This window comes from Aquidulcibacter sp. (assembly GCF_049239865.1).
Lineage (GTDB): Bacteria > Pseudomonadota > Alphaproteobacteria > Caulobacterales > Aquidulcibacteraceae > Aquidulcibacter.
Window position 1 is genome coordinate 1 of the sequence record NZ_JBMLTR010000094.1, and the last position, 15,670, is coordinate 15,670.

Annotated in this window: 12 protein-coding genes and 2 tRNA genes; 10 read left to right on the forward strand and 4 right to left on the reverse strand. The window is 55.6% G+C overall.

Going from position 1 to position 15,670, the window contains the following annotated elements; translation table 11 throughout:
- The coding region (locus tag ACOVRA_RS06950) for a penicillin acylase family protein (protein ID WP_421719644.1) at window positions 1-598 on the reverse strand (598 nt) is incomplete at its 3' end.
- An 86-nt stretch (window positions 599-684) separates the two neighbouring features.
- Window positions 685-1,746, reverse strand: a complete 1,062-nt coding sequence (locus tag ACOVRA_RS06955; RefSeq protein ID WP_421719645.1) for a hypothetical protein — start codon at window positions 1,744-1,746, stop codon at window positions 685-687.
- Window positions 1,747-2,102: 356 nt separating this feature from the next.
- On the opposite strand from ACOVRA_RS06955, the gene lon reads away from it, so the two are divergent.
- Window positions 2,103-4,505, forward strand: a complete 2,403-nt coding sequence (gene lon, locus ACOVRA_RS06960; protein WP_421719646.1) for an endopeptidase La — start codon at window positions 2,103-2,105, stop codon at window positions 4,503-4,505.
- Between the two features lie 154 nt (window positions 4,506-4,659).
- Window positions 4,660-4,735: transfer RNA gene (locus tag ACOVRA_RS06965), tRNA-Val, on the forward strand.
- 43 nt (window positions 4,736-4,778) lie between these two features.
- On the opposite strand, the gene ACOVRA_RS06970 is transcribed toward ACOVRA_RS06965, so the two are convergent.
- Window positions 4,779-6,395: a peptide ABC transporter substrate-binding protein gene (locus tag ACOVRA_RS06970; protein ID WP_421719647.1), complete on the reverse strand. Its 1,617-nt coding sequence runs from the start codon at window positions 6,393-6,395 to the stop codon at window positions 4,779-4,781.
- Between the two features lie 138 nt (window positions 6,396-6,533).
- Here ACOVRA_RS06970 and ACOVRA_RS06975 point away from each other — a divergent pair, with 138 nt between their 5' ends.
- From ACOVRA_RS06975 to ACOVRA_RS06995, 5 genes are all read left to right on the forward strand, one after another.
- Window positions 6,534-7,436 carry a hypothetical protein gene (locus tag ACOVRA_RS06975; RefSeq protein ID WP_421719648.1) on the forward strand — a complete coding sequence of 301 codons (903 nt, stop codon included), beginning with the start codon at window positions 6,534-6,536 and terminating at the stop codon, window positions 7,434-7,436.
- A gap of 86 nt (window positions 7,437-7,522) precedes the next feature.
- A complete protein-coding gene (locus ACOVRA_RS06980) occupies window positions 7,523-8,191 on the forward strand; it encodes a TetR/AcrR family transcriptional regulator (RefSeq protein WP_290803491.1) in 669 nt (222 codons plus the stop codon).
- Window positions 8,188-9,537 (forward strand): HlyD family secretion protein, encoded by a 1,350-nt coding sequence (locus ACOVRA_RS06985; protein ID WP_421719649.1) that lies wholly within the window; start codon window positions 8,188-8,190, stop codon window positions 9,535-9,537. The genes ACOVRA_RS06980 and ACOVRA_RS06985 overlap by 4 nt, the downstream gene beginning before the upstream one ends.
- Entirely contained in the window at window positions 9,534-11,138 is a 1,605-nt protein-coding gene (locus ACOVRA_RS06990; protein WP_421719650.1) for a DHA2 family efflux MFS transporter permease subunit, read from the forward strand. Before ACOVRA_RS06985 ends, ACOVRA_RS06990 begins: the two co-directional genes overlap by 4 nt.
- Window positions 11,139-11,326: 188 nt before the next feature.
- Window positions 11,327-11,403 (forward strand) — tRNA-Asp (locus ACOVRA_RS06995).
- A 99-nt stretch (window positions 11,404-11,502) separates the two neighbouring features.
- On the opposite strand, the gene ACOVRA_RS07000 is transcribed toward ACOVRA_RS06995, so the two are convergent.
- Window positions 11,503-12,855 carry an O-antigen ligase family protein gene (locus ACOVRA_RS07000; RefSeq protein WP_421719651.1) on the reverse strand — a complete coding sequence of 451 codons (1,353 nt, stop codon included), beginning with the start codon at window positions 12,853-12,855 and terminating at the stop codon, window positions 11,503-11,505.
- A 161-nt stretch (window positions 12,856-13,016) separates the two neighbouring features.
- Here ACOVRA_RS07000 and ACOVRA_RS07005 point away from each other — a divergent pair, with 161 nt between their 5' ends.
- The 3 genes from ACOVRA_RS07005 to ACOVRA_RS07015 form a co-directional block, all read left to right on the forward strand.
- Window positions 13,017-14,303: a NupC/NupG family nucleoside CNT transporter gene (locus ACOVRA_RS07005; RefSeq protein ID WP_421719652.1), complete on the forward strand. Its 1,287-nt coding sequence runs from the start codon at window positions 13,017-13,019 to the stop codon at window positions 14,301-14,303.
- Between the two features lie 17 nt (window positions 14,304-14,320).
- Window positions 14,321-14,944: a glutathione S-transferase family protein gene (locus tag ACOVRA_RS07010; protein ID WP_421719653.1), complete on the forward strand. Its 624-nt coding sequence runs from the start codon at window positions 14,321-14,323 to the stop codon at window positions 14,942-14,944.
- On the forward strand, window positions 14,944-15,670 hold a 727-nt coding region (locus tag ACOVRA_RS07015), incomplete at its 3' end, for a threonine aldolase family protein (RefSeq protein WP_421719654.1). The genes ACOVRA_RS07010 and ACOVRA_RS07015, both read left to right, overlap by 1 nt.

Consider the following 15,670-nt stretch of genomic DNA (forward strand, 5'->3'; position numbering starts at 1 on the left):
CAATGGAGGCGACTTTCTCAGCCTTCACCTCTTGAGGCGGGGCGGCATAAGCAATGGCTTGGGCCAGGACCAAAGCGCCCCCGCGCAGGGCATTTTTTTCGGTCAAGCGCAGCATGTCATCGGTGGTGATCGGGCGCACCCACGCCTTGCCCCGACAGGCCTCTGGCACGCGCTCTGGTCCCAAGTCCCGCAACAGGCGGTTATAGCCGGCGACATAGCCTTCAGTCAGATCGCGCGAGATCTTGCTGGTCTTCAAGCCCTCACGGCGCAGTTTCGCTAGATCCAAATTGGAGCGGAAAAAGGTGTCAGAGGCCAGATTGTCCAGCGGGTCAAAGCCGAGTGTCGTTTTCTCCTTGGCACCAAAATGCAGAGACCGCTCGCCCGCCACCGTCGCAAAATCTTCGGCCAACATACACAAATTGTCCTGCGCATAAGCATAGCCAACACCATATCCAATGCCCTTCCAAGTCTTGGCCGTGATATGGGGGATGCCATAAGTCGTGCGCGTGATGCTGGCTTCAAGACCTTGTGGCTTAGCCTGGGCTTGGCCAGCCAAGGCGCAGGCTAAGATGATCAGAGATACTGATTTAGGGCGCATTTATTCCTCCAGATTGGCGTTTGACGGCCTCTTTTTCTTGGACCCTAGGGTGCCCCGCGGTGTGAGGCAAGGAACGATTTTGGGCATTAAGGTGTCGCTTGGCTGACTAAAGTACTCACTTGTGCTGCCGCATCCGGATGGCCATTCGCGGAGGCAAAATTGATCAATTCTTTTGCAACTTCGTCCCAGCCCGGCGACCGGTCCGAAGTCAAATAGATCTCTGCGGCAAGTTGGATTTGTGCCTCTGGAAAGCCAAAATTGGCGCAAGCTGCATCTCGGACTCCGGCTCCAGAGTTGGCGCACGGCGCGTTATTTGGATTGAAATTTTCAGCTGGCATGGCGGCTTGCACCAGCCAAAGAAACGCTTCGTCGTTTGAGATAGAATTGATGATCGGATCGTTTTGGTAGTTGGGCAGATCAATGAAGCGGGTGTAGAATGTCAGACTTGCGGTAGCATCACCTCTTTTCGCCCATACGATAAGGGTTTCATGGTCACAGGTCTTTTGGCTCATGATTTCACGAAGGTCAGTTTGTGGTCGTCCGGCGCAGTGGGTTCGTGGGTGGTCTATAGGCGGCAATTTGGCCCCGACTGGCTGGAGCCGACCGTTGTCTGGGCACCAATCTGGTGCGCCACAGCCGGAGGCATAAATGTCTGAGCGGTCAGCATGCAATTCTCTCGTACCCGAATCCGGCACAAGGCAATTGAGCTTCACCTTCTCATAGGTGATGGTCGCGCGCTCTTGTAGCAAAGCGGCAGGCCCGATCTTGCTGCACGAAAAGCTCTCTGCTTGTCGAAATTTAATCCCCGCTTCAGGACTGGTTGCCTCAGTCGTTGGCTGGTCAATCAGGGCGTGACTGTCAGCTTCTGGAAAAGCACGCAGGAGGGCTGTGCGCAGCTGCCCGCGCCGCGCTTCTGAGATTGGCGGATTTTCCTCTTGAGCATAGCTTGAAACAGGCGGCCAACACCAAGGGAAATCAGGACTTTCTTCCGTGCATGCGGATTGCGCTTTCAAGTTTGGACTTTGAACAATCGCAGCCACGTAAATGGCTGCAAACAGGAGGATGCTCAGGGTACATGCAGTTGCGACAAAAGCCTGCACGACGAAGATGATCAATCTTAAAGGGACGCTTTGCTTTTCTTCGGTCACCCTTGTCCCCTAATTCCCGAAAGCCTCAACTTGCGATGCGTTCTTCCAAATCCCAGTAGATAAGATGACCAAGGATGGCCTCGCTTTCTAGTCCCTACTTGCACGATTTGATGGCGCGGGCTTCGCTCAACGCATGCAAATTTCAACTACCAATCGCCGTCCTTCAATCACGGAAACAGGTGGGGCCTTGAACGCAGGCTTAGGCGCATCCATTTGTGGACTAACATCATCGCGGACTTGCAAAAGACCGCAACACGGCGCCCTATCTCCCCGTGGAGCGCAGTTTGATCCGCTTGGATCAAAGTTGCGCCCCAAAGAAACATTAGGACGTCTCAGGCTAAGTCTAAGGAAACTGAATGACCAAGACACGTATTCTGCCGCTTCTGCCCCTGCGCGACATCGTCGTGTTCCCGCATCGCGTCTCGCCTTTGTTTGTTGGGCGTGAAAAGTCGGTTCGGGCGCTGGAAGAAGCGATGCGCAGCGATAAGGAAATTGTGCTGGCGACCCAAAAGGACGCCAGCGCCGATAATCCTGGCCCCGGTGACGTCCATAAGATTGGTGTCATCGCCTCGGTGCTGCAATTGTTGAAATTGCCCGATGGCACCGTGAAGGTTCTGGTTGAAGGCAAATCGCGCGTTTCGATTGAGAGCTTTGACGCGACCGAGCCTATGTTCACGGTTCAAGTCACCGAAATCGAAGATATCGACGCCGATAGCCCAGAGGCAAAGGCACTTTCGCGTACGGCGATTGAGCAGTTTGAAAACTACGTAAAGCTCAACCGCAAAATCCCGCCCGAAATCGTCTCTGGCCTCGGCCAATTGCCAACCGCCAGTCAAGTTGCTGACGTGATTGCCGACAATCTGGCGATCAAGTTGGAACAGAAGCAGGAATTGCTTGAGATCTTCAGCGCGACCAAGCGCTTAGAGCGCATCTTCACCTTTATGGAAGGCGAGATGGGCGTCTTGCAGGTTGAGCGCCGCATCCGTAACCGCGTCAAGCGGCAAATGGAAAAGAGCCAGCGCGACTATTATTTGAATGAGCAAATGAAGGCCATTCAGCGCGAACTTGGCGAGCAAGACGAAGGTCGTGATGAGCTTCAGGAGTTGGAAGACCAAATCCGCAAAACCAAATTCTCCAAAGAAGCCCGCACCAAGGCTGAAGCGGAGTTGAAAAAGCTCAAGCAAATGAGCCCGATGTCGGCGGAATCCACCGTCGTGCGCAATTATCTCGATTGGTTGCTCGCTTTGCCTTGGGGCAAGCAAAAGAAAACCAAGAAGGATATTGACGCGGCTGAAGAGGTGCTCGACGGCGATCATTATGGCTTGGAAAAAGTCAAAGAGCGCATCTTGGAATATCTGGCTGTGGGTGCACGCACCAATAAACTTCGCGGCCCGATCCTGTGTCTCGTAGGCCCGCCAGGGGTTGGTAAAACCTCGCTGGGCAAGTCCATCGCCAAAGCGACCGGGCGCGATTTTGTGCGCGTGTCCTTGGGCGGGGTACGTGACGAGTCGGAAATTCGCGGTCACCGCCGCACCTATATTGGCTCGATGCCCGGCCGTATCATCCAATCGATGAAAAAGGCAAAGAGCGCCAATCCGCTTTTCTTGTTGGATGAGATCGACAAAATGGGTGCCGATTATCGCGGCGATCCGGCAGCGGCTTTGTTGGAGGTCTTGGACCCCGAACAAAACAGCACGTTCAACGACCATTATCTGGAAGTCGATTATGACTTGTCCGACGTGATGTTCGTGACCACGGCCAACTCACTCAACATGCCCCAGCCCTTGCTGGACCGCATGGAGATCATCCGTATTCCCGGCTATACCGAAGATGAAAAGGTTGAGATCGCCAAGCGGCACTTGCTGCAAAAGCAGATCGACGCCAATGGCCTGCGCGCAGGTGAATTCTCGCTGTCCGACGAAGGCTTGCGTGAAGTGATCCGCTATTACACACGCGAAGCCGGTGTCCGTAGCCTTGAGCGGGAAATCGCCAATCTGGCCCGCAAGGCCGTGCGCGAAATCAGCCAGAAGAAGAAAGAAACCGTCGCCATCACGGCTGAGAACGTCAAAGACTATTTGGGCGTACGCAAGGTTCGCTTTGGCGAGGCAGAGACGGAGGATCAAGTGGGTGCCGTCACCGGTCTTGCTTGGACCGAAGTGGGTGGCGATACATTGACCATTGAAGCCGTACAAATGTTCGGTAAGGGTCGGATGACGGTGACCGGCAATCTGCGTGACGTGATGAAGGAATCCATCTCGGCCGCAAGCTCTTATGTCAAAGCGCGCGCGCCGCACTTTGGGATCAAACCGACCTTGTTCGACCAGACCGACATCCACGTACACGTGCCCGAAGGGGCAACGCCCAAGGACGGTCCATCGGCAGGGGTTGCCATGATGACAGCCATCGTCAGCCTGTTGACCAATAATCCAGTCTCGCGCTCGGTCGCGATGACGGGCGAGATCACTTTGCGCGGTCGCGTCCTGCCGATTGGTGGCTTGAAGGAAAAGCTGTTGGCGGCCCTGCGGGCTGGCATCAAAACCGTGTTGATCCCGAAAGAGAATGAGAAGGACCTCGAAGACATTCCAGAGAATGTGAAACAGGGCCTGACCATTATTCCGGTCTCGACTGCTGATGAAGTTCTGGTTCATGCCCTGACCCGACCCATCGTCGCGATTGATTGGAACCCAGAGGATGCCGCCGCGGCTCTCGCTAAGCGTCTACCGGACGCCGGTGATCCAAGCGGAGCCACCGCGCATTAGGCTGGAACAAATACGAAGCAGGAAAGGGCCCTGACAGGCATGTCGGGGCCTTTTTCTATCGACCAATCCGGGTTGGGGTTCTGCTTCCAGCCCGCTCATGGCTGCACGAGGGGCCTTGCCAGAAACCCCATCCAGCCCCTATGGAAGCGGCGTGGGGCGGTTAGCTCAGTTGGAAGAGCATCTCGTTTACACCGAGAGGGTCGGCGGTTCGAGACCGTCACCGCCCACCATTTCCCCAGAATCAAAGTTCGGATCAGCCGTCATCCCTGGCGTTTACTTGGCGGCCTGTGCCTCTTTCGTGCACATGAGGCGGAAGGGGTTGTCTCCGGTTCCATTGACTTGATAGCCCGTGACTCTCGGGTTCACGAGTTGGCGCATAGAGTCAAAAATGACTGGCGTGATCCCCAATTGGTCCAAAGCGCGTGCCTCGGCTTCCAGGAAGGTCTCTTCGCGTTGTTTGATATCTGCTGTGCGTGCGGCTTTATCCAATAGTTTGTCATAAACCGGATCACTGAATGCGCCATCATTGGAGCCGCCGCCTGTTCTGATGATCTCTAAATGCTCGATTGCATCACTGGTAATGGTTCCCCAACTCGCGTCGGCAAACTGATAATCACCTCTTTGGAGCGAAGCATAATGGATGGCATTGTCATTGCCTTGAAGCGTGATTTTGACCCAAGGGGCGATCGACTGCCAATTGGCTTGTAGGACAGGCGCAATCTTTGGAACCTCGCCTGAATTTCGGTGGGCAAACGTCAGGACTAAGGGCTTATTGGGGCCATAGCCAGCTGCCTCCAAAAGGGCTTTGGCCTTGGCGACCCGTACATCCTGCGATTGACCTTTTGAGGCAAGTGTAACCGTGCCCCCTGCATAACTTTTGATCCCCTTCGGCACGATGGAATAGGCGGGCTCTGACCCATCGGCCAGCACCTGCAAGGCAATAAAGTCGCGGTCAACCGCCATGGACAAGGCTTGCCGCACCCGCAAATCTTTAAACTCAGGCCGACGCATATTGAAGTTAATGTAGGAAGTACGCTGGCCTTGGGTGACATGGGCATAGCCCGGCATATTCTTATTGATCTCCGCGAGGCGGGAGCCTGAGAAGTCAAAATTTATATCCAATTTGCCAGAACGTACTGCTCGTTCTGCGGCAATCACATCCTTGGTTGGATAGAAATAAAGGTCGTTGAGGCAAACGGAAGCGGCATCAAAAAATTTTGGGTTCTTGACCAGATGGACGAAGTCGCCCGCTTTCCATTCTTTGAGCAGATAAGGGCCATTGCCCACCATATGTTCGGGTTTTATCCATGCCTCGCCATAAGATGCTATGATGTGTCGTGGGACGGGTGCCGCGTTCGCCCAACTGAGTAAGCGGGGTAGATAGGGGGCCGGTCGGTTCAATTTGAATTCTACGGTTTTGGGATCAAGTGCACGAACCCCCAAAGCATTTGCAGGCATTTTGCCGCTGCGAACGGCCTCGGCATTTTCAATGAAAAAATAGACGCTAACCGAAGATGATGCTGGCACTGAAGTCATGAGACGCTGCATGCCAGAAACAAAATCTGCCGCTGAGACAGGCGTTCCATCTGACCATTGGGCGTCGCGCAGCTTGAAAGTCCACGTCAAGCCGTCCGGACTGGTGGTCCAAGAAGTTGCCATCCCAGGGGCAATGTCACCATTCGCCAAATTGGTAGTGAGGCCCATGAATAGCCCATCAGCAATGCGACCTTCCCAAGCACCATCCATCTTGTTCGGGTCCAACGTACCGGGCTCTGCGAAGTTTCCGATCTGCAAGGTTCGCGCCGGGTCGGGTGCATTGGCATTGCCACAAGCGGCGAGAACCAGAACGACTGGAAGGAGGAGGGGGGCAAAGGATCGATTGTGCATCATAAACATCTCTCAAACAGGCAAAATCTTGAGACTGCAGCAAAATATGCTGGTTCCAGATTGCGCAAGAAACATTTTTGATTTAGCCATTTCTTATTGGTAACGGCTTGAAAAACAGGCAAATAAAAATAGAGTCATAGCATGCAGGAAAGTCTCACTTTCGAAGCCAGTGATACGATAGCGAAGGCTTCCAGTTCTCGTGCAGCCGCGCCGGCGTTGGTTTTGAGTCGCCATGAAGTCCACAAATTTGATGGCTTTGTTGATGCCGCTCGGCGCTGGGCGGCCACGATGTTGGTGATGAGTGACCAAGACCGGGCCGTCGACGGTATCTTTAAAGACGCAGGCCGGTTTGTGGCCGCCATGTGCGCCGTCTCCATGCGGGAAGAGGGGGTCACCCTCGTGAAGCTAAAGGCGCTCTGTGCTCGGTTTGGATTGTTAAGTGCGGGACGCGCCCGCGCCGTCCTCTTGTTCTTGCGCTATTTGGGTTATGTCGATGTCTGGGGGCAAAAGAGCGCGAATGGCACGACAATCTATAAGGTCAATCCAACCTTTATCGCCGCTTGGCGCTTGCAGTTAGAAGCGATCTTTACTTCCCTTGAATTGCTTGACCTGCGCATTGGAAAATTGCTGGATCACTTGGAGGATGATGCGATTTTTGACGCGATTTGTGCCTCGCAGATCGACGAATTGGCTGATGATGTGGAGGCCCTTAATCGGTTCCCTGAAATCACGCAGATTTTCGTCAATCGCTCTGCGGGCTCGCAAGTCCTGTGGTATCTCTTGAGCTTTCATCGGGATGAGGTTTTCCCCTCGCCAAAGCCGGTTCCCTTAAATCCATCGATACTGGCAGAGCGCTTCAACGTCTCAACCGTGCATATTCGCCGGATCTTGAATGCGGCAGTGAATGCCAATCTGCTAAGGTGGGCGGATGAGGGGCACGTTGTGTTCACACCCAAGGCTTTGGCGAATTTGTATGACTTTTATGGCGCACAAATGTCGTGCCTGTTGCGCACCGCCTATCATGTCCTGAACTTGCTTGATTAAGTCACGCTCGGGTGCGGCAATATCTGCTGCGACCGTGATTGCGAAAATGCTCGACAACTAACTGTCCAGTCAGTTATATAGATCACATGAACGTGATCGACCCCAGCTCGAGCCAGCCAAAGTGGACGCGCAAACCTGAGGCGCGGCCAGATGAGGTGCTGGAAGCTGCACTGGATGTGTTTGCGGTAAATGGCTTTGCCGCAACGCGTATGGACGACATCGCCAAGGCAGCGGGCCTCTCCAAAGCGGCGATCTATCTCTACTTTCCTTCCAAGGATGATGTGTTCAAGGCGCTGGTCGAGCAGAGGATTGGTGTCCTTCAGGCCCATTTTGACACCGCAGCCAAGGATCAAAAGCGCGATCCCATTGCTGGCCTGCGCCTTGTGGCGCGCATGTGGGCGACGTCGTTTCATGATTTACGGGTGGCAGCTTTGCCCCGCATCATTTTGGCCGAAGCCTTACGCTTTCCTGACTTGGCCGAATTCTACCACCGTACCGTGATTGAACGGACCCAAGGCGCGCTGGTCGAACTCATTCAAGCGGGCATCGATGCAGGCTTGTTTCGTCAGGTTGAGCCGCTCTTGGCTGCCCGCGCGTTAGTGTCGCCATTGGTGTTTGAAATTCTGCGCAGGCAGGCGTTCCCAGCCCATAATGCCGGCCAACCGATGGAAGTTTTGGTCGAGGCTATTTTCGACTTGTTTTTAAATGGCATTGCGGCCGTCCCGTCGCAGCATGTTGCCGGAGTTAAGCCATGAACCGAAAGACTATTTTGACCACCATTGGCGGCGTGGTCGGCCTTGGCGCTCTATGGGCCATTGGGAGCTGGCTGCTGGTTGGCCGTCACCATATCTCGACCGATAATGCTTATGTGCGGGCCGATATCACGATGGTGGCCGCCAAGACTGAAGGCTATGTCCGCAAGATTGACGCCCATGACAATGCGCGCGTGTTGGCTGGTGCATCCCTCGTGATCCTAGACCCGCGCGACAGCCAAGCCAGCGTGGCGGCCGCAGAAGCCGATCTGGCGCGCGCTAAGGCAGAGGCCGTGCGCGCACGGGCTGAAGCCCGCCGCATTGCGTCCGAAGCCAATCGTATGGGGGCAGAAGCCATGGCGTCTGCCGCAGGGGCTCGGCAGGCTGTGGCACTGGCTAATCAAGCCCGTTCCGAAGCCCGCGGCCGCACACTCAGCGTGGCAATTGCAACCGAGCAAGTGACCACCCAATCGGACCTCGTCGTCCAAGCCCAAGCCTCGTTGCGCGCCGCAGAGGCTGCCAATCAAGTCGCAGAAGCCGATCGAGGTCGCTTTGCCGCTTTGGCCAAGCAAGGCTTTGTCTCCCAGGCCCGCATGGATCAAGTCGAAGCCCAAGCCAGTGCGGCGGCCGCCCGTGTCGCCGAAGCCCGCGCTGCGGTTGCCGTATCCCGTCAACAAGTGGCGGTCTTGAGCGCTTCACGTTCGAAGTCCAGCAATGACGTGGGTTCGGCTGGTGCTGGCGCCTTAGGGGCGCAATCGGGTGCAGAGAGCGCTGCGGCGAAGGCGCAAGCTGCCGCGGCTGGTGCCGTATCTGGGCGCAGTGCGATCGGATCGGCAGAGGCCTCTATCCAAGCTGCAGATGCTGCGGTCCTCGCTGCCCAAGCCCGCCTCGATGCGGCCAAGCTGGGCCAAGGCTATGCACAAGTAACTGCACCTGTCTCGGGCATTGTCGCCAATCGTACGGTGCAAGTGGGCCAACTTGTGCGCCCGGGCACCATCATGATGGCTTTGGTGCCGCTCGATCAGGTCTATGTGGTCGCTAATTTCAAAGAGACCCAGATCGGAAAATTGGCACCGGGCCAGAAGGTGACCTTTAAGGTTGATGCGTTCCCGGATCAAAAGGTCACCGGCACGATCGAAAGCGTCGCGCCGGCATCAGGGTCGCAATTCTCGCTTCTGCCAACGGACACAGCGACCGGCAATTTCACAAAAATTGTCCAACGGGTTCCTGTTCGGATTATGATTGACCCAGAATGGCGGGCCAAAGGCTTCCTACGTCCCGGGCTTTCAACGGTGGTTGATGTGGATACGCGTAAAGTTGAGGCATCGCCCAAGGTGGCCCAGAAGTGAGCGGGGAGGCCCCCACGGCCACAACCTCCCCCCCACCGCCGGGACCGGGAGGGCTGATCTATCCTAAGCCAACTGTGGGCCTTTGGATCGGTTTTGCCTGTATGGCCTTGGGCAATTTCATGGCCATTTTGGATATTCAGATCGTGGCAAGCTCGCTACGGGAAATTCAAGCCGGGGTTTCGGCCAGTGCCGATGAATTGGTTTGGATTCAGACCTCCTATCTGGTCGCTGAAGTCATCGCGATCCCGCTATCGGGCTTTATGGGTCGGGCGCTATCGATCCGAAATTTGTTCACAGCTGCGGCGTTAGGCTTTACCTTAGCGTCGTTTGGCTGCGCGTTTGCCCAGAATATCGGGACTTTGGTTTTCTTCCGGATCATCCAGGGCTTTATGGGCGGGTTTATGATGCCCACCACTTTTGCAGCGGGCTTTTTACTGTTCGCCGAGAAGGATCGAGCGACCGTCAATGTGATGATGGGCATGATTATGACTTCGGCCCCCGCGATGGGTCCAGCCTTGGGCGGTTTTATCACCAGCGCGCTTGGCTGGCACTGGCTATTCTTAGTCAATTTGGTGCCGGGCATTGTCTGCGCGGTCGGCTGTTTCATGTTGATCCCACTCAAGACCCCTGACTGGCCCTTGCTACGCCGCATCGACATTATTGGCTTGATCGCTTTGGCGGTCTTCCTTGGCTCGTTGGAGATCGTCCTCGAAGAGGGTCCAAGGCAGGGCTGGCTGGCCAGCAGTGAGATTGGTTTTTTCCTGGCCACGATGTTGACGGGCGGGGGGGTGTTCTTCTGGCGCGCCTTCACCTTGGAGGAGCCGATTGTGAAGCTCGATGCCTTTACAGACCGGAACTTTGCTGTCTGCGCCCTTTTAGCCTTTACGGTCGGCATCGGCCTTTATGGGTCTGTCTATTTGCAACCTTTATTCTTGGGCCAAGTTCGTGGCTACAACTCACTCCAGATTGGCCAAGTCATGTTTGTGACTGGGGTTTTCATGCTGATCAGCGCGCCGTTTGCTCGGCAACTTATCATGCGGGTTGATCCAAGGCTGGCCATCTTTGTGGGGGCTAGCCTTGTTGGCGGCTCCTGCCTCCTACAGGCGCATTTGACAGCCCAATCGAGCTTCTGGGACTTCTTCTGGCCGCAAGCAATGCGTGGCAGTGGCTTGATTCTGTGCTTTGCGACGCTCTCGACCATCGCCTTGGGCACGATGCCACCGCACAAGATCCAGAGCGCCTCCGGACTGTTCAACTTGACGCGGAATTTGGGGGGCGCGATTGGTTTGGCGGTCTTGTCGACCATGAATGACTATTTCACCGTGTTCCATCGCACAGAGCTTGGCTCTGCCATGAATGTTGGGGATCCGCTATTAGCTGACAGACTGGCAGCATCAGCGGCCAATTTGGCAGCGCATGGCGTCGCAAATCCTGAGACGGCAGCCTTGGCTCAACAAGTGCAAATGCTCAATCGAGAAGCGGCCGTCATGACGTTCAATAATCTGTTCGTTCTGATCGCAGGCTTTTTGGCCTTATCGATACTCGTGATTCCGTTGCTCTCGCGCGCCAAACCCAATCAGGGGTCTGGCGGAATTCACTAGTCAATTAAAGCAACGAAAGGTCAATTTTGCCCAAGAATGCTTGGCCTCGCTTAGCTAACGGGCACGGGCACATTTATTCATTACAGTTTTCCTGCAACGAAGTTGCGATGATCGCTTGACCCATTGAGGGGAGGAGTCTATCACGCCCGCCTTGCCGAAGCGGTGACGCAACGGTTTGAGGAAACAGCGCGGGCGTAGCTCAGTCGGTTAGAGTACCGGCCTGTCACGCCGGGGGTCGCGGGTTCGAGCCCCGTCGCTCGCGCCATTCCTAGCCCCGCCTGGTGTGAGCTTGCTCCACCAGGGCGGTGGCGGGAAGGTTCGATTTCAAAACAAACCCCATTTCGAACGCAAACCATCGGTCGCGCTAAACCAACACAGGTTTGCCTTGCGCCCGGTCGCGGTAGTTCCAAGCCGACAGGGCCGTTTTCACGATCACCAATTGCACAATCAAAGTCATGCCATCCATCGGATACAGGCCGATGGACTCGGTGAATGCCATGGCGGTGATCGCCGTGAAAATGCCGATCACTGGCATCATGGCTGGCTCTCTGCCTGCTTGCAGTAGGATTTGCAGCCAGGTCCTTGCGAAGGTTAAACCAATCAGGATCAGCCCGACTAGGCCCAATTGTAAGCGAATATCCATCGGCGTGGAGTGCGCATCGGGAGGCCTGAAGCCTTCCATTATGGATTCTACCCGGTCGACCGGGCTGGTCAGGGATGTATCGGTCCAAAAGGCTTGATAACCCCAGCCAAACCAGGGTCGCTCTGCAATCGGTTCGGCCAAGGCGCGCCAAATATCGGTGCGCCCTGTCAAGGTCGGAGCCTTGCCCAAAAGCTGGAATACAAGCGGGGCAAGGATGGTGATTACCAAAAATAAAGCCGCGAGACCCGAGACCACGGCCCAAACAGATAGCACTGCAGCACTGGGATGTTTTTGGGCAAGCCACACGGCCACTGGCAATGCCATGGCAAGCCCCGTCACCAAAATGGCCGTAGTTGCTTCACTTTTGATCGCACACAGCGCGATGATCACGAGGGCAGGGGCTGTCCAGAAAACGGCTTTGGGTTGCATTAGGGCATAGCCCATCACCCCGCCTGAGGCCACGGCCATAGCAACACCCAAAGTCTGCTTAAAGCTCCAGATGCCTGACCAAGCGCCCGGATAGATTTCTGTCATGACACCCCATTGTGGGGTGAGGATGGCTAGGCCAGCAGACACTACGGCTTGCAGGGTGAAGAGGCCTGCAAGGACACGAGCAAGGCGCAGCCAACTCAAATATTGGCTGACCATACAGGCTGCCCCATAGGTCACACACATCAATAGGCCCTGCCGGAGCGTCAAATCTGGCTGGTTCGACCATTGGAAGCTTGCAAAGGTCCACAGAATGAAAAGGAAGAATGGCCCACCAACCAATGCGGTGCGCAACGCCATGTGGGGCTTGTACGCCACAGCAAGGGCAGTCAAGAGCACCGTCGGCGCGTAGATCAAGAGAGACCAGCTCGGGGCCTCCTTTAAATGCTGCACCTTCATCACAAAGGCGACGGTCGAACCAAAGCAGCAGAACAGATACAGCGTGATCGCGAGATCGATCAGAATGATTTTGAGTCGATTGTCAGGATTATGCACGCCCGCTTGACCATCGGCGGGGGCTTTCCCGGCCAATGAACGCGCGCGGGCGAAAAAGTCCGCCGCTGGATGATATAAAGGCCTGCTCACATTGCTGACCATAGCTCAAAATGCTGAAAGTCTTGTCAACAAATCGCGTCAAGCTTGGCGTTGACACGGAAGGCTGCAGCAGTGTGTCGATTGCGCTTCCCCATTGCCTTTCTCCGCCTTAAGCAGGAAGTCTAAGCCAAGAATAAAATGGGGTAGTCGATATGGAATGGGGCTGGGACAATGCACGCGCGATCCTCGGTGCGGGTCTGATTATCGCACTGTGTTGGGCGATGAGCGAGAACCGTAAAACTTTCCCCTGGCGGCTGGCTTTGGGCGCGATGGCGGTACAAGCCTTTCTGTTGGTTCTCTTATTTGCGGTTCCAGCCTCGCAAGGCTTCTTGAACGGGGTCAACGCGGCAGTCGACGGTCTCAATGCCGCGACGATCGAAGGCACCAAATTTGTGTTTGGCTATTTGGGCGGTGGGGAAGCCCCGTATCAATTGGCCAAGCCCGGCGCGCCACCCCCGTTCGTCTTTGCGTTTCAAGTTCTGCCGCTCATACTTGTCATTTCCGCATTATCAGCGGTTTTGTGGCATTGGAAAATCCTGCAATGGGTTACACGTGGCTTTGGCTATTTGTTTGAGAAATCCATGGGGTTGGGCGGGGCGTCTGCCTTGGCAACTGCAGCCAATATTTTCATGGGCATGGTTGAAAGCCCGATTGTGATCAAAGGCTATCTCGATAAGCTCTCACGCTCAGAGCTCTTTATGATGATGGTGGTGGGCTTGGCCACGGTCGCGGGGTCAACCATGGTGGCTTATGCGGCCATCTTGTCGCCTACTTTGCCCAATGCGGCAGGCCATGTATTGGTCGCCTCCATCATCACCGCACCGGCAGGGATTTTGCTGGCCCGCATCATGATCCCAGAGCAGCCCGGCCAATATGTGGATGGCATGGATTATAGCTCAGCGCTGAAATATGAATCGACCATGGATGCCATCACGAAGGGTGTGCAGGACGGCATGATGGTGGTCGTCAATGTTGGTGCCTTCTTGTTGGTGTTTGTGTCCTTCGTCTGGATTGCCAATGGCCTTCTAACTGTGTTTGGCGACCAATGGGGCGGCCCACTGACTCTACAGCGCATCTTTGGCTATCTCTTTTCACCGCTCGCTTGGATCATTGGTATTCCAGCCGAAGACATGCAGAAGGCGGGCGGCCTATTTGGATCCAAGCTCTTCTTGACCGAATTTGTCGCCTTCATTGAACTCGGCAATATTCCCGCAGAAGCCTTGGGCGAACGTTCACGCATGATCATGACCTATGCCTTATGCGGCTTCGCCAATGTCGGTTCCATTGGGATCATGACCGGTGGCATGACGGTTTTGATGCCAGAGCGGCGCAACGAAATCCTTAAGCTTGCGTGGAAGGCCTTGATCCCCGGATTTTTGGCGACCTGCTTGTCGGCGACCATTGTGGCAGCTTTGCCCATGGGCGTGTTTGTCCACTAAAAATTCGAGGTAGCGCGATGAAACTTTATACGGCAAAGCTCGCCCCCAATCCGCGTCGGGTTCATATGTTTCTGGCCGAGAAGGATCTTTGGGATACGATTGAGCGGGTACAACTCGATCTCGCCACCGAGACGAAAGTGCCCGACCATTTGGGCCGTAACCCGATGGGTCTGGTGCCGGTGCTGGAATTAGATGACGGCCGCTTTCTGACCGAAAGCCGTGCCATTTGCTCTTACCTCGAACATCTTCACCCAGAGCCCAATCTCATGGGCGAGACGCCAGAGGAAAAGGCCTTTATCGAAATGTTTGACCGCCGAGTTGAATGGGGCGTCCTTCTGCCGCTAGCCAATTGGGTTCGCCATGGCCATCCGGGGTTGGCGGTATTGGAAAAGCCGCAAATTCAGGACTTCGCCGATGCCTCTTCGGAGAAGGCAAAAGCGGCGATGGTCTGGTTGGATGCCGATCTGGCCGAGCGCGAGTATGTGGCGGGCAACCGCTTCACAATTGCTGATATCACAGCTTTTGCCGCAATTGAGTTTGCACGGCTGGTCAAGTTCAAGCCGTGGGAAATCCATCCCAACATTGCGCGCTGGCGCGATGCTGTGAAAGCGCGGCCTTCCGCGGATGCGGGACTCGCTTAATGTTTGGCTCTGACAATCAGGCATCGGCCCATCCACGCGTCTTAGAAGCCATGCTGGCCGCTAATTCGGGGCGCTGTGGCAGCTATGGCGATGATCCGTGGACCGGCCGGGCTCTCGACCTGCTTTATCAGGTGTTTGAGACCCGCGACCTCGATGCCTATTTTGTCGGAACCGGTGGGGCAGCCAATGGCTTGGCCTTGTCGGCCCTTTGCCCGCCTTGGGCAGCGATCATGGCCCATCCCCATGCTCATGTGCTGGAGGATGAAGGCAATGGTCCTGAATTTTTCACCAGCGGCTCTCGCCTCGTAGCTTTGGGCTCAACCGGGCTTCTGGTTCAGCCAGAAGAGATTGAGGCTGCGGCCGCGCGCCATAGCCCAGATTTCGTTCATGGCCTTCAGCCCCGTGCGGTGACTTTGACCAATTTGAGTGAAAGTGGGCAGGCCTATAGCCCCGATCATTTGCGGGCCATCAGTGCCGTGTGCGCCAAGCAAGGCTGGGTTCTCCATGTGGATGGCGCACGTTTTGCCAATGCTGTGGCAGGAACAGGGGCTTCAGCCAGTGACTTATCCTGGCGGGCAGGGGTGGATGCCTTAAGTTTCGGCTTGACCAAGAATGGTGCTGTGGCAGCGGAAATCCTGATCCTGTTTGGCAAAGCACGCACCGAGGCTGCTGCCTATTTGCGCAAGCGCGCTGGCCAACTTTTCTCCAAGCACCGCTATTTGGCGG